The sequence below is a fragment of the Pectobacterium atrosepticum genome, assembly GCA_019056595.1.
Taxonomy (GTDB): domain Bacteria; phylum Pseudomonadota; class Gammaproteobacteria; order Enterobacterales; family Enterobacteriaceae; genus Pectobacterium; species Pectobacterium atrosepticum.
Genome location: CP036163.1, coordinates 4,042,193 through 4,056,380, shown reverse-complemented (window position 1 = coordinate 4,056,380; position 14,188 = coordinate 4,042,193). Strand labels below are relative to the sequence as shown.

Annotated in this window: 10 protein-coding genes; 7 read left to right on the top strand and 3 right to left on the bottom strand. The window is 51.6% G+C overall.

The window, feature by feature from the left end; all coding sequences use genetic code 11:
* Positions 1 to 52 precede the first annotated feature (52 nt).
* From DCX48_19135 to DCX48_19125, 3 genes are read left to right on the top strand one after another with little or no spacing between them, the layout of a single operon-like run.
* Positions 53 to 1,492: a type I secretion system outer membrane protein gene (locus tag DCX48_19135; GenBank protein ID QXE16437.1), complete on the top strand. Its 1,440-nt coding sequence runs from the start codon at positions 53 to 55 to the stop codon at positions 1,490 to 1,492.
* A gap of 39 nt (positions 1,493 to 1,531) precedes the next feature.
* The gene (locus DCX48_19130; GenBank protein QXE16436.1) at positions 1,532 to 3,670 is read left to right on the top strand and encodes a type I secretion system permease/ATPase; all 2,139 of its coding nucleotides are present in this window, start codon (positions 1,532 to 1,534) and stop codon (positions 3,668 to 3,670) included.
* Between the two features lie 11 nt (positions 3,671 to 3,681).
* Positions 3,682 to 4,851 (top strand): HlyD family type I secretion periplasmic adaptor subunit, encoded by a 1,170-nt coding sequence (locus tag DCX48_19125; GenBank protein QXE16435.1) that lies wholly within the window; start codon positions 3,682 to 3,684, stop codon positions 4,849 to 4,851.
* Between the two features lie 242 nt (positions 4,852 to 5,093).
* Here DCX48_19125 and DCX48_19120 read toward each other — a convergent pair whose 3' ends face one another.
* Positions 5,094 to 6,302, bottom strand: a complete 1,209-nt coding sequence (locus DCX48_19120) for an endopolygalacturonase (protein ID QXE16434.1) — start codon at positions 6,300 to 6,302, stop codon at positions 5,094 to 5,096.
* Positions 6,303 to 7,151: 849 nt separating this feature from the next.
* Here DCX48_19120 and DCX48_19115 point away from each other — a divergent pair.
* Positions 7,152 to 8,195 (top strand): pectate lyase, encoded by a 1,044-nt coding sequence (locus DCX48_19115; GenBank protein ID QXE16433.1) that lies wholly within the window; start codon positions 7,152 to 7,154, stop codon positions 8,193 to 8,195.
* Between the two features lie 221 nt (positions 8,196 to 8,416).
* Here DCX48_19115 and uxuA read toward each other — a convergent pair whose 3' ends face one another.
* Positions 8,417 to 9,613, bottom strand: coding sequence for a mannonate dehydratase (uxuA, locus tag DCX48_19110; protein ID QXE16432.1), 1,197 nt, complete (start codon positions 9,611 to 9,613; stop codon positions 8,417 to 8,419).
* Positions 9,614 to 9,880: 267 nt separating this feature from the next.
* Positions 9,881 to 10,615, bottom strand: a complete 735-nt coding sequence (locus DCX48_19105) for an FCD domain-containing protein (protein ID QXE16431.1) — start codon at positions 10,613 to 10,615, stop codon at positions 9,881 to 9,883.
* A gap of 211 nt (positions 10,616 to 10,826) precedes the next feature.
* Between DCX48_19105 and DCX48_19100 the strand changes: the two genes are divergently transcribed.
* The 3 genes from DCX48_19100 to DCX48_19090 all read left to right on the top strand — a co-directional run bounded on the left by DCX48_19100 (position 10,827) and on the right by DCX48_19090 (position 14,187).
* Entirely contained in the window at positions 10,827 to 12,020 is a 1,194-nt protein-coding gene (locus tag DCX48_19100) for an alpha/beta fold hydrolase (GenBank protein QXE16430.1), read from the top strand.
* A gap of 354 nt (positions 12,021 to 12,374) precedes the next feature.
* Positions 12,375 to 13,619, top strand: a complete 1,245-nt coding sequence (locus DCX48_19095) for a CBS domain-containing protein (GenBank protein ID QXE16429.1) — start codon at positions 12,375 to 12,377, stop codon at positions 13,617 to 13,619.
* Between the two features lie 13 nt (positions 13,620 to 13,632).
* A complete protein-coding gene (locus DCX48_19090) occupies positions 13,633 to 14,187 on the top strand; it encodes a hypothetical protein (GenBank protein ID QXE16428.1) in 555 nt (184 codons plus the stop codon).
* The last annotated feature ends 1 nt before the right edge of the window (position 14,188 follow it).

Here is a 14,188-nt window from a genome sequence, read left to right as displayed (position 1 = left end):
TAAATATGTGTAAAGGAACTAAAACAAAGAGTGATGAAAACAGGGGCAATTGATGCACAAACCATTTTTTCTCAGATTTTTTATCAGGGACATGTTTTTTCCGCGTAATCACGCTTTTTTGACCCGCACATTACGCCATCACACGCCACGTTATGCGCTGGCGCTTGGGCTGGCCTGCACCAGCCTTCCCTTCTTCTATAGCCCACAGTCGTTCGCACAGGCCGTGGCGTTTGACTGGTCTACCGCGCCAACAGAACAACAGGTCGATAGTCTGGACCTCAAACAGGCGATTCTCCGCGCGTTCGCACGTAACCCGCAAATTGCGCAGGCTTCAGCACAAATTCGCGTCGGCGACGCCGATCTCCGCGTGGCGCAAAGTGCCTGGTTTCCGCAAATCGGCCTGAGCGGTAACGTCGGCCGGTCAGATCAAAGTGATAGTGGCGGCACGATGAGCAACAACTCCACCGCAGGCATCACGCTGAAACAGCTCCTGTACGATTTCGGTAAGACGGGCGGCAGCATTGATGAGCAGCACAGCCTGTCGGATGCCTACCGCTATCAGCTCTATGGCATCATGACCACCGTCGGCCAGCAAACCTTGCTCACTTACCTGAAAGTCAAACGCTACCAGGAACTGAGTCAGGTAGCTGAACGCAACATCACGTCACTCAGTCAGGTAAAAGACATCGCAACACTCCGTTCCGAGGCGGGTCTCAGCACGCAATCTGACATCCTGCAAGCGGAAACCCGCATCGCAGGCATGAAGGCGACACTGGAACAATATCGAGCGCTGGAACGTTCCTCGCTGGCACAGCTCAGCGTGCTGACTGGCGTCCTCCCCACCGCCCTACCCGACCTGCCACGGGTGCTGCTGCAACAAAAAATTACGCTCAAGGCGCTCCCTTACCAACAGAGTAATTCGGTGTTGAGCGCGCAGTCCAAGCAGGAAGCCTCGCGCCACCGTATTCGTCAGGCGGAAGCCCAACACTGGCCTACCGTTGCCGTACAGGCGGGGCGTACCCGCTATGAAACCGACAGGCGTAATTATTGGGATGACCAGCTACAACTGGTCGTAGAAGCCCCGCTTTATCAGGGTGGAGCCGTCAGCGCACGCGTTGATGCTGCATCAGGCACGCGTGAAGCCGCACAGGCTGAGGTCGAAGCAGCGAAGCTGGATATGAACCAGAAAGCGGCAACGGCCTATGCCGACCTCATCGGTGCGCAGCAGCGTGAAAAAGCCAGCCAGCAGCAAATCACCAGCGCGACCTATACGCGCAACGTTTATCAGGATGAATACAAGCTCAGCAAACGCAGCCTGAACGACCTGCTCAGCGTCGAACAAGACGTGTTGCAGGCCGAAACCTCACGCATCGGTGCGTTATACGACGGCTGGGAGGCGGCAGTGAACTATGCCGCGGCCGTCGATAATCTGCTGGATATGCTGGGTATTGAACGTTATCAAGCCAGTGGCGAGACGCTCCCGTCGCTGTAAGCCGGCTTGCCTGCCGGATAAGAACATGCAGGAATGTACATGACACAAGTCACCAAAACTGAGATCTGGATTGCCGCGATGGCGCGTGCTGCCGCCCACTACGGTCAAGTGGTCGATGCCCAGTCGGTACGCCAGCAGATGAGCTGGTATGAACAGCTCCCCATCGCCCGCCAGTTAGAACAGATCAGCCACCTGATGGGGCTGACCATCAGCCTGCGGCACACGGAGAAGATCCGCTGGCGTAACAAAATTCTCCCCGTGCTGGCAGAAACAGACGACGGCGGCGTCATCGTCATCGAATCAGTGAATGATGAGGGGATCGCAACCTACTGGCTGGATGACGGCGGCGATCTTCAGCGTGAAGCGGAACTGACAGAACTCATCAAACACAGTCAGGGTATTATCGTGCTGGTCGGCATCGCCGAGCGTGGCCGCGATACCCGCATCGATGATTTCGTCAAACCGTACCGCAAGCACTGGTTCTGGCAACATTTTCGCGGCGCAAAACGACAGATCGGAGAAATATCGCTGGCGTCTATCGTGGGTAACGTTCTCGCGCTGGCGGGGATCCTGTTCTCCATGCAGGTATATGACCGTGTGATCCCGGCGCAGTCGATCCCGACGCTGTGGGTGCTATTTTTCGGCGTGCTGCTGGCCGCCGCACTGGAATACGCTATCCGTTTGTCGCGTACCGTCGTCTCCGACTTGATGGGCAAGAGCATCGATCTGAACGTGTCAGGGATGCTATTCGCCCGGGCGCTGGCGATAAAAAATGAAGCTCGTCCCAAGTCCACCGGATCATTTATTTCACAACTGCGGGAAATCGATCAGGTTCGCGAACTGCTGACCTCAACGACCGTCGGTGCGGCAGCCGACATGCCGTTTGTCTTTCTGTTTCTCGGCATCATGGCGATGATCGGCGGGCCGCTGGTATTTATTCCCATGCTGGCGATTCCGCTGATTGTAATCCCCGGTCTGATGCTGCAATGGCCGATGGCGAAGCTCGCCAAAGAAGGGATGCGCGAAAGTGCGTTGCGTAATGCGGTGCTGGTCGAGTCCATTGAAGGAATCGAAGATATCAAAGCCTTGCAGGCTGAACCCTACTTCCAACGCCAGTGGGAGCAGACACACGAAGTCAGTGCCTCTATCGGGATGAAGCAGCGCGTCTGGGGTGCTCGGCTCAGCGGCTGGGCGTCGACTGTCCAGCAGTTAACTTATGCTGGTATGCTGGTGTTCGGTAGTTATCTGGTGCTAGCAGGCGATATCACCACCGGTACACTCGTAGCCTGTAGCCTGCTTTCTTCTCGCACTATCGCCCCGCTCATGCAGCTCACAATGGTCTTTTCCCGCTGGCAGCATGCCAAAACCGCCATGACCGGGCTGGACGATCTGCTGCAAAAGCCGCTGGATCGGCCGGAAGAGGGAAAAATAGCGCACTGCCCGATCCTTCAGGGTCACTTCCAGCTCCACAACGTCCAATACAGCTACGATCCCGAGCAGGGCGATACGGCTTTACAGATCGTGAAGCTGGACATTAAACCGGGGGAAAAAGTGGCGCTGCTAGGTAAGGTCGGCGCGGGTAAATCCACCCTGCTCAAGCTGCTCGCCAATCAGGCGACCGCGACGCGCGGCAAGGTCATCATTGATGGTGTCGACATCAACCAGATCGACCCGGCAGATGTCCGCCGCCAGTTGGGTTTTCTATCACAGGAATCACGGTTGTTCTTCGGCAGCCTGCGGCAAAACCTGATGCTCGGCAATCCGCATGCCACCGAACAGGAATTGCTACAGGCACTGCGCATTAGCGGCGCACTCAGCCTGATTCAACAGGATGCCGCCAGTCTGGATCGCATCATTCATGAAGGCGGGCGTGGTTTATCCGGCGGGCAGCGGCAGATGATCCTGCTTAGCCGGATGCTGTTACGTAATCCTCAGATTGTGCTGCTCGATGAGCCTACCGCCTCGATGGACGAGCAGTTGGAAGGCCACGTTATTCATCAATTAAGCAGTTGGCTCTCGGGCCGTACGCTGGTTCTGGTGACGCACCGCCCAGCGCTGCTCAAGCTGGTTGACCGCGTGATCGTCATGGACGGTGGACGCATCGTGGCAGATGGCCCGCGTGACCAGATTTTGAAGGCCGTCAGTAAACCGGCAGATAGCGCACAGAGCGTGGCGTAAGGGGAAACACAATGAGTAGCATCACGATCCATGATGACCTGAAACGCCAAGGTCGACACGTCTCCGTCATTATCTGGCTCAGCCTGTTGGGGCTGATCGTCTTTTTTATCTGGGCCAAATTTGCCGTGCTGGATGAGGTGTCGGTCGGAACTGGCAAGGTGACGCCCTCGACCCGCGCACAGGTGATTGAAAGCCTGGATGGCGGAATCATCGGCCAGTTGTACGTACAACAGGGCAATGTCGTTGAGAAAGGGCAGGTACTGGCGCAACTGGACATCAACCGCTTCCAGTCCGTCTACGGCGAAGCTTTCTCTCGCGTGCAGACGCTGCGGGCATCCGCCGAACGCCTGCACGCCGAGCTCAGCGGCGAACCGCTGAAATTCAGCGCGGAAACCATGAAGGAGCCTGCATTGGCCACGCGTGAACGTCAGCTTTATGAATCACGCTTGCGTAATCGCGACGAAACGGTCGCCAACCTGCAACAGTCGATGCGGCTGGTCGAGCAGGAACTGCGCATGACGGAGCCGCTGGTGCAGCGCGGTGCCGCCAGCGCCGTCGAGGTGATTCGATTACGCCGCCAGATTACTGAAATACGAGGAAAAATAGATGAAGCTCGCAATCAATACGCCGTGCGAGCGCGTGAAGAGCAGGTCAAAAACAACGCCGATCTGGAAGCACAAAGGGAAGTCGTCAGCGGGAAAGCAGACCAGCTCAAGCGCGCCACCATCACATCACCAGTGCGCGGGATTGTGAAAGACATTCAGGTAACGACCGTTGGCGGGGTGCTGCAACCGGGCGGTAAATTGATGGAGATCGTACCGCTGGAAGATCAGTTGCTGATCGAAACACGCATCAACCCGCGCGATATTGCTTATATCCGACCGGGTTTGCCCGCCACGGTAAAAATCACCGCCTATGATTCCTCCATCTACGGTAATTTAACGGGCGAAGTCGAAAGCGTGTCGCCTGATACCCTTCAGGACGAAGTCAGGCGCGATCAGTTTTATTATCGGGTCTATGTGCGTACCACGCTGGCAGAACTAACCAACAAAGCCGGGGAAAAATTCCCTATCGTGCCCGGCATGGTGGCCAGCGTAGAGATAAGAACGGGCCAGAAAAGCGTGCTGGATTATCTGATTAAGCCGCTGAATAAGGTTAATGAAGCGCTGCGTGAGCGTTAAGTCAGCACACTCAATGCACGCTGTCATTTTATAAATAACGGTGCTGCGATTGCTGACAAAGTGAGTCGAGCGGTGATAATGGGTAGATCGTAAAGACGCTGCAAGTACCTCCCTGTAAGCTCGAGCCGCGCCATCCCTGGCGCGGACGCTTTACTCTTCTATCCCATTACCACCGTTCTAGTTCTGCAAGAATATTTGTCAACAGTCTAGACGTTGTCATGACAAAACAACGAGTAATGGAACTACTTCTTAACGTTGACGTTCTTGATCTGCCATGTGCTGTCGCTGGTCAATTTGACATTTTTCATCGTCACTTCTATCGGCTTTTTCGCATTCTCACCGTTCAGCACCACGACGCCCTTGGTTTCCGACGTCACATCCTTAAACGTGATATCACTCCAGTCCGGGACATTACTCCCTTCTTTTTTCTCATATACCGTATCAATCACGATCGGTTTCGCCACATTCTTCATGACGACATTGCTATACCGAACACCATTGACCACCCCGGCAGCCGATTTGTCGCTTTTAATGCGTAAACCGTTGGTCGTACCGTTCATCTTCAAATCATCGACCGTGACGTTATAAACGCCCATGGTTTCACTACCGATCGACATGCCATGTCCGGTACCAAAGTCATTATGAAGAATGGAGATATTGCGCGTTTCTGCCCGGCCTTTGTACGCTTTGATCGCGACGTTATCGTCACCCGTTGAAATATTACTATAGGCAATAGTGATATTTTTTGACGACATCGGATCGATACCGTCGGTATTTCTGGCGGTGGACGGCGTTTTAATCGTGGTTTTCCATGCAGTGAAGCCATCGCCATCGCTGAATACGACGTGGAAGTTCGGGGAATTAATGAGAGAGACGTTATACAGCGTAAAATTCTTGCTCTTATTAATCTGAATCAGCCGAGGGGTATTCTGTTTTAGCTTTTTCACTTTGGCATCAGCGGCCAGTTCCCACCAGCTCACCTTTTTATCCTGAAGCTTCACGCCCCCTTGCCCATCAATCGTGCCCGGCCCATAGATTCCGCTATTCGTTGTACTCACTGCGGTAATAAAAGCATCACAACCCTTACCGTTTTTATCAACCACACCACAGGATGAAGGCGAGTTCTCAAAAGACTTGGCGTTATTTATAGCCCGCAGAGTCACCCCTTTGTCAATTAATAAGCTGGCGCCTGAAGGTAGGGAGAGCGGACCGCTGAGAAAGACGGAAGAGCTTCCTGCGCTCAATCTTACCGCTTTTCCCTGCCCGCAATTATTCAGTGCTTTTTGAATGGCACTGGTGGCCGTGCTGCTGTCTGCTTTAAGCACCGTACAAGAAGACGGTACTTTCGGTTCGCTCACTGTTCGTGAATCAGAGGCCCATGCCGATGCGCTAAACAGGCCGATAAGGCCCAATGATAATGATAAAACGCGCTTGCCTGATTGATATTCCATGTCAAACCTCACCTTATAGATATCCGCAATTTTGTTGTCACTAAAAAAGGAATTACGCTTCCTTTTGGCTTAATAAGAAAAATAAAACACTTTTATAGAAACTAAAAATTGTCGGACATACATATGTAGATTAATAAAAGTCCATTTACATAAAACCTTGCCTATACCCGTCATACTTCAAGTTGCATGTACGTTGACTTCGATACTCGGCACACTTGCGTGTGTCTCGCCCCGCTGGGGCCGCTGCAAGCAGCGTTCAAATCTGCCTTTGGCAGATTTGTCACTCACCCGAATCACTTACTTCTGTAAGCTCATCGGGATTAAATGAGAGACATTCTGTCTCTCACCGAAGGCCAGCCGTTGGCTGGTCAAATTCGTTCCAGACGAATTTGTCATTCTCTTGCCGCCTGCCTGAAACTCGAATTATTTAGGGTATGTGTTTCTTGGAAAAGACATACGGTTTACGCGTGATTAAATTATCACCAGAAAATTAAATGAAGTATCAACAGAACGTGGAAACAAACCGAATCCCGTCACGTGCAGCTGTTGGCGAGTGGTAAGCTTTTTCTCTCTTCAGGATATTCATTTTCCTTATTCTTTAATAAGAACCTTCCGAATATTTATTAATTCATCAAAAAATAATTAAATAGAATATAATAAACAATATATAAAATTAAATATAAAATAATAACAGACTAAATTAAATAATCTGATTATTCTCAACAATTCTGCCGAATTATTATTCATTTCATATTCTCTATTATATAATCCCCCTCGATGCGCTAGGACTCCCTCTTTATTCCCTAAATAAAGAGAAAAAATATCCGTTTAATTTACAAGGAAAAACACATGTTTAAGTATTTAACACCGATATTTTTATGTACTGCTGCTTTTTCTTTTCAGGCTCAAGCTGATGACACTATGTTGATGCTGCTGAAAAAAGATAATGCTACCTATTTAAGCTGGTCTACCGATGCAGGCAATGTAGTTCGCCAGGATGTGTATCGCAGCACTAGTAATAATCAATCTGGCAGCGAAAAAATCGCAGAACTCAATTCCACCGACAGAACCTTTGCGGATTTAACCGCTAATCCGAAATCGGAATATTGGTATTGGGTGGATACGGTTAGCGGCAATAATAGCGTCCTGAAATCTAATGCAGCATCAACAGCGCCAGCGCCATTACGTGCAGCGCCGCTGAAAGCAGCTAGTCCAGAATGTAAAGCTGGGGCGGTTATCAAAGATAAAACCGTCGACTGCGGCGGTATTACTCTGGGTCTGAGTTGTAAAGGCGACGGTGACGATCAGCCTCCTGTTATCACGCTGGAAAATGCCACCATCAAGAACCTGCGTATCTCTGAAAAAGGCGGTTCTGACGGTATCCACTGTAAATCAGGCAACTGCCGTATTGAAAACGTGATCTGGGAAGACGTTTGTGAAGATGCAGCAACCAACCTGGGTAAAACCATGACCATCGTCGGCGGTGTCGCACATAACACCACCAATGGCCCTGGCGGCAAGCCGGACAAAGTGCTGCAACAGAACTCCAAGAACAGTCACACTATCGTACAGGGCAACTTCACCCTGACGGGTCAACACGGCAAACTGTGGCGCTCTTGTGGTGACTGCACCAACAACGGTGGCCCACGTAACCTCACCATCATCAGCGCAACCGTTAACGGCACCATCGACAGCATCGCTGGCGTAAACCGTAACTTTGGTGATGTCGCTGAAATCCGTGATTTGCGTATTAAAAACTACAAAGCAGGTAAACCTAAAATCTGTGAAGAGTTTACTGGTGTAGAAAAAGGCAAAGGCACACCAACAAAACATGACGAGCAGTGGGATACCAAGAACTGCAAAGTCAGCCGTTCAAACGTGAAAGCCCTGTAATTCAGCTATTAAAATTCATATCTATACCCTAAATAATTCGAGTTGCGTGAAGGCGGCAATCGCGTGAATCCCCAGGAGCTTACTCAGGTAAGTGACTGGGGTGAGCAAGGGAAGCCAACGCACAAGCAGCTTGAAGTATGACGGGTATAAACCCCTCTGGGGTCCTGTGACGCATCACACTTCAACAGACCGTGCTACAAAGCACGGTCTGTTTCATTTCATTATCCTTGCTGCAATTCAGTAAACCGCGTGCACTTCAGCGCCAGCTCAACACCACGCAGTTCCGCCAGCCCTTTCAACCGCCCAATTGCCGAGTAGCCGGGATTGGTTTTCTTTTTCAGATCGTCCAGCATCTGATGCCCATGATCTGGACGCATAGGGATCGGACGACGATCACCCGCCTTTTGACGACGCAGCTCTTCCGCCAGAATGGCATTGATGATCGCCACCATGTCCACATCCCCCTGCAAATGCGCCCCTTCGTGGAACGAGTTAGGATTCTCTTCACGACAGGTGGCACGCAGATGGGTGAAATGCACGCGATCGGCAAACGTTTCCAGCATGTTAACCAGATCGTTATCTACCCGCACACCGTAAGAGCCCGTACAGAAGGTAAAGCCGTTATGAAGGCTATCGACCGTCTGCTTTAACCAGCGCATGTCGTCAATCGTTGACATCACGCGCGGTAGCCCAAGAATCGAACGCGGTGGATCATCGGGGTGAATAGCCAGTCGGAGACCCGCAGCTTCAGCCACTGGCACAATTTCGCGGAGGAAATGCGCAAGATGCTCACGCAGTTTGGCATGATCGATGCCATCATACTCCGCGAGACGGCCACGGAATTGCTCCAGCGTATAGCCCTCTTCGGACCCCGGCAAACCCGCGATAATATTGCCCGTCAGACGCGCAATATCATCTTCGCTCATCATACGGTAGTAGTCGGCAGCCTGTGCCTGCTCATCCGCCGTGTAATCTTTTTCGGCACCGTTGCGTTGCAGGATATGCAGTTCAAAAGCCGCAAAGGCAATATGATCGAAACGCAGTGCTTTTGAGCCATCCGGCAGCGCATATTCCAGATCGGTTCGCGTCCAGTCCAGCACGGGCATGAAGTTATAGCACACCGTATCAATGCCGCACTGCGCCAAATTACGCAGCGATTGCTGATAGTTGGCAATATGCTGCTGATAATTCCCCGTCTGAGTTTTGATCTCTTCATGAACCGGTACGCTTTCTACTACCGACCATACCAGCCCTTTCGCCTTCAATTCAGCTTTGCGCTTTTCAATCTCCTCAACCGACCAAATTTCACCATTGGGAATGTGGTGTAACGCCGTCACCACGCCGGTCGCTCCGGCTTGCCGCACATCATCCAGTGAGACAGGATCGTTCGGGCCGTACCAACGCCAAGTTTGTTCCATACCGAGTTACCCTTTTTTTGCCAAAAATAGTGGTTTTCGTCCAGATAGCAAAAGCCTACCTCACCGAAATCGGCTGTCAAACGAAACTCACAAATTGATTGACCAATTACACAAAAAATCTGTTATTTGGACTAACAGCATGCATAAAAAGACTATAGAAATGGAAAAAGAGTCATGAAGTGAATATTTGGTCTGATATCTTCCCCCTCCGTACACCGATTCGATGCCGGAGAGAAAATTCACACGGGAAGGGATATACAGGGGGAATCAGGATTCCAGACGTGAGGGAACAGACTCGAACAGGTAACCATCGAACGCTGGGTCGTCTACGTTCGAGATTTCCAACAGTTTAATTTTTACATTCTCCAAATGCTGCCACATCGCCTGACGCGCCATGTTCACATCACGACGAGATACGGCACGCAGGATCTGTTCATGATCGTCCAGCCACTGGCGCTGATAGCTGAAATCATTGGTATGGGAGTGAATCCCCTGCCACATTGGACTGCGCTTACGCGCCTGCCAAACCTCATACACCATATTGGCTAAGACGCTGTTTTGGGTAGACTGCGCCAGCAGGCAATGGAATTGTTCATCGGCACTTTCATCCACGCTGCCGTTCTCAAGCGACGCCCTTTCTTGTTCAATGGCTTGTCGCATCTTCACAATGTCACTCTTGGTCGCCTGCATTGCGGCAAACGCTGCGACTTCACCTTCCAGCAGCTGACGCGCCTGCATCAGCTCGAAAGGGCCATAATCGCTATCCACCACGCTATCTTTTCCCTGTGCGGTCGGGAGTTGCATGACATAGACACCGGAACCTTTGCGCACCTCAATCAGCTTTTCCAACTCCAGCATGATTAAGGCTTCACGCACCACGCTGCGGCTGACGTTGTAGGTTTCAGCAATATCACGTTCGGGAGGCAAGCGGTCACCAATCTGATAGTTTCCCTTCAGAATTTCCACGCGAAGATTGTCACCAATCTGCTGATATAAACGCATACCGCCATCCCTTTATTCAACATCGGCCATCGTAATATTGGCCTGACCAAAAGACAGAAAAAACGCCCAATTTGTCTGAAGTATAACATGAAGCCCCACCGCGCTAGCACGTTGAGCGCCATGCTTGCCAAATAATTTCAGATATAGTGTTGTCGAAACGCCATATCCCGTTAGCGAGCAGGTTGATGTTGCCAGCAGGCAAGGAGCATAAATGACAATAGACGTATCCCGGTTCGTTTCGTGGACAGTCTGGAAACGAGTGACGACAGGTTTGTTCGCTATCATCGGCATGCTTTTCATCGTCGGATGCAATAGCAATCCGCGCGACATCACGCCATTAGGGCAAACATCATTCGAGCGTTACCAGCAAGACACCACACGCTGGGTAGCACAGCATCGTACCTTCCAAACCACGGATAAACAGCTGGAATTACGTTGGAACACGCCGAGTGAAACACGCCCCGCGGGTCAACCGCATAAAGCGATTTTGCTGGTGCACGGGCTGGGAGACTCACCCGGTTCGTTCATTGACGTCACACCGGAATTGGTCAAACAAGGCTTTCTGGTCAGAACCGTTTTACTGCCGGGTCACGGCACTCGGCCCTCCGATCTGTTGCACGTCACCGTTGATGACTGGCGCAAAGTGGTCGCCGAGCAGGCTGCCATCCTCAGTAAAGAGGTCGATGAGGTCTATTTGGGCGGCTTTTCGACCGGCGGCAATCTGGTTCTGGAGTACGCCTCACAACATCCTGAAATCAAAGGATTGGTGCTATTTTCACCCGCCATTAAATCCAACGAAAAATACGATTTCATGACGCCACTGCTGTCCGTGTTTACCGATTGGCTAATGTCACCGCGCCCCGGTTATCCTGAGCAGTTAGCGACCCGCTATATGCGAGTGCCTACCAATGGTTTCGCCCAATATTATTATTCCAGCAGCGGTGTTCGTTCACTGTTGGCCAAAAAGCCTTATGACAAACCGGTGTTAATCGTACTGGCCGAGCATGATTCGGTCGTCGATACGACCTATATTGTCAACGCGTTCGATACGCAGTTTACCAACCCGCGCAGCCGCCTGATCTGGTATGGCGACCGCCCTGCTGGTGTGCATTCCTCGCGCGTTTTGGTACGTACCGGCTCGCTACCTGAATGGCGTATCAGCCAGCTATCGCATATGTCGCTCTTGTTTTCACCAGAAAACAAGGAATACGGCAAAGCAGGCTCCATCATTATTTGCGCCAACGGACAAACCAATAACGACCTGACGGCCTGCGCGGATCGCAGCGCGCTGTGGTATTCCGATTGGGGGTATAGAGAAAACGGTAAAACCCATGTGCGCCTGACCTTTAACCCCTATTTCGACTGGCAAAATCAGATCATGGCCAACGTACTAGACGCACAATAACCTTACCAAAAACGGGTGCCTTCCCTAGATAATTCGAGTTGTAGGCAGGCGGCAATCGCACGACAAATCGGTTTTAAACCGATTTGAACAGCGCTAGCGTAGTCCGAAGGGGGAACCTCATATATGAGGTTCATTAATCCCCAGGAGCTTACACAAGTAAGTGACTGGGGTGAGTAAGGACAAATCGGCTTGGTCGATTTGAACGCCGCTTGCAGCGGCCCTTCAGGGCGAGGCTCAGAGATGAGCCGAGTATTGCCAACGCACCTACGGCTTGAAGTATGACGGGAATTGTCATCATTTGGTCATCAAGGGCAGGTATTTTTACTTAAAGATAAATCCGCCCAAAGATTAACCATGATCTCCATGTCCGTTCCTCGCGCCCGACCACTCCTCCGGGGTACTCCGGTGGCGCGAGATCTTTGTATTCCTTTGCCGGATGTTTCTCCCAACACCGACAATGCCACCGTATTGCAGTTGTTTAGTAAAAATAAAGAATGGGTCAGCCTGCCTGTCGTTGAGGATGGACGCCCTTTCGGCTTAATCAACCGCCATATTTTCCTCTCGCAGATGTCCCGGCCTTTTTATCGCGAACTGTATGACAAAAAGAGCTGCATCGCGTTTATGGATAAAAACCCGCTGATCGTTGATGCGCTGGCCTCATTGAACGACGTCGCCGATCAAACGGTCATTACCGGTGATAAATCGCTGACGGACGGCTTTATGATCACCGAGAACGGACGCTATATCGGTATCGGACTCGGTATCGATCTGATCAAGGCCGTATCGGATATGCACCTGCGTCAACATCAACAGATTATGCAAAGCATCGAATATGCCAGCGTGATTCAGGCCGCGATGCTGACGACATCGACGCAGGCGATGTCCCGCTCGCTCGCTGACTGGTGCTTAGCCTGGGAGCCACGGGACTGCGTCGGCGGCGATTGTTATGCCTTTAAAACCTATCAAAACGGCTGGCTGGCCGCCGTCGCGGACTGTACCGGGCACGGCGTACCCGGCGCATTCATGACGCTGATTTTTTCTTCCGCACTGGAACAGGCACTCACACAGCACGGCCCAATGTTGCCAGCGCAGTTATTGCAAGCGATCAACCGCCACATCAAAGATACGCTGGGGCAACGCGGCGAATCACGGCAGCTTTCTACCTCTAATGACGGCTGCGATGCGATGCTGGTGTTCTGCGATATGACGCGAAACACGCTGACGTTTTCCGGTGCACGGATGCCAGCCTTCATGCTGCAACGCCACACCGGACAGATGACACCACTCCAGTGCGATCGTATGGGTATCGGCTATACCGAAACGCCTTATGACTACCAGTGGTCGAGCTACGAATTGCCGCTTCATGACAACGATATGTTTTTCATCACCACGGATGGATTGACGGATCAAATTGGCGGAGAACGCAGGATTATGTTTGGTAAACGTCGACTACAGGAGCACCTACAGCACTATAAAAACCAACCTATGCGTGAGCTGGCTAACCAACTCCTGTCAGCACACAAGATCTACCAGGGCGATCAGACCCGACGAGACGATTTAACATTTTGGGGCTTCCGACATTGTTCGACTTTTGTTTAATCAGGTAGGCAGAATGATGCCAAACATCAAATACACCGAGTTCTTTTCGCCCTCTCATCAGCATGACATCACGCTGTATTACGTGGGCTATTTTTCACAAAACATCATCAGTTCACTGGCTGAAACCATGCGGCTACAGCTGGAGAAAAAGCAGCTTCCCGCTGGTATCCGTCGCCGGCTGTTCTCCACATTCGTGGAAATGGTACAGAACATCACCCGCTATTCCGCCACACAGTTAACCGCTCTTGAGAGCCCCATCGAGGTTCGTCATGGCTCCGTGTGTCTGGGTTACGAAAATGGGAAATACTTCCTGTTGTGCGCTAATCCGGTACGCCCTGACGATGTCGAGAAGCTGCGGGGACGTCTTGAACCGCTGCGCGGTATGACGCTTGATGAAATCCGACTCGCCTACAAAGTCTCTCTGCGTGATGAAACCCCGTCATCAAGTAAAGGCGCGGATATGGGGCTGTTAACCGTAGCGCGTGATGCCAGTGAGCCACTCCAGTTTACGTTTCGGGCCGACGCATCAACGGGGCTATCTACGTTTTATCTGAAGGCAATCATTTGAC

Coding starts and splice junctions, on each gene's coding strand:
- DCX48_19100 (QXE16430.1), top strand. CDS start 10,827: ATGACAATAGACGTATCCCGGTTCGTTTCGTGGACAGTCTGGAAACGA.
- DCX48_19130 (QXE16436.1), top strand. CDS start 1,532: ATGACACAAGTCACCAAAACTGAGATCTGGATTGCCGCGATGGCGCGT.
- DCX48_19135 (QXE16437.1), top strand. CDS start 53: ATGCACAAACCATTTTTTCTCAGATTTTTTATCAGGGACATGTTTTTT.
- DCX48_19125 (QXE16435.1), top strand. CDS start 3,682: ATGAGTAGCATCACGATCCATGATGACCTGAAACGCCAAGGTCGACAC.
- DCX48_19120 (QXE16434.1), bottom strand. CDS start 6,302: ATGGAATATCAATCAGGCAAGCGCGTTTTATCATTATCATTGGGCCTT.
- DCX48_19115 (QXE16433.1), top strand. CDS start 7,152: ATGTTTAAGTATTTAACACCGATATTTTTATGTACTGCTGCTTTTTCT.
- DCX48_19105 (QXE16431.1), bottom strand. CDS start 10,615: ATGCGTTTATATCAGCAGATTGGTGACAATCTTCGCGTGGAAATTCTG.
- uxuA (QXE16432.1), bottom strand. CDS start 9,613: ATGGAACAAACTTGGCGTTGGTACGGCCCGAACGATCCTGTCTCACTG.
- DCX48_19095 (QXE16429.1), top strand. CDS start 12,375: ATGATCTCCATGTCCGTTCCTCGCGCCCGACCACTCCTCCGGGGTACT.
- DCX48_19090 (QXE16428.1), top strand. CDS start 13,633: ATGATGCCAAACATCAAATACACCGAGTTCTTTTCGCCCTCTCATCAG.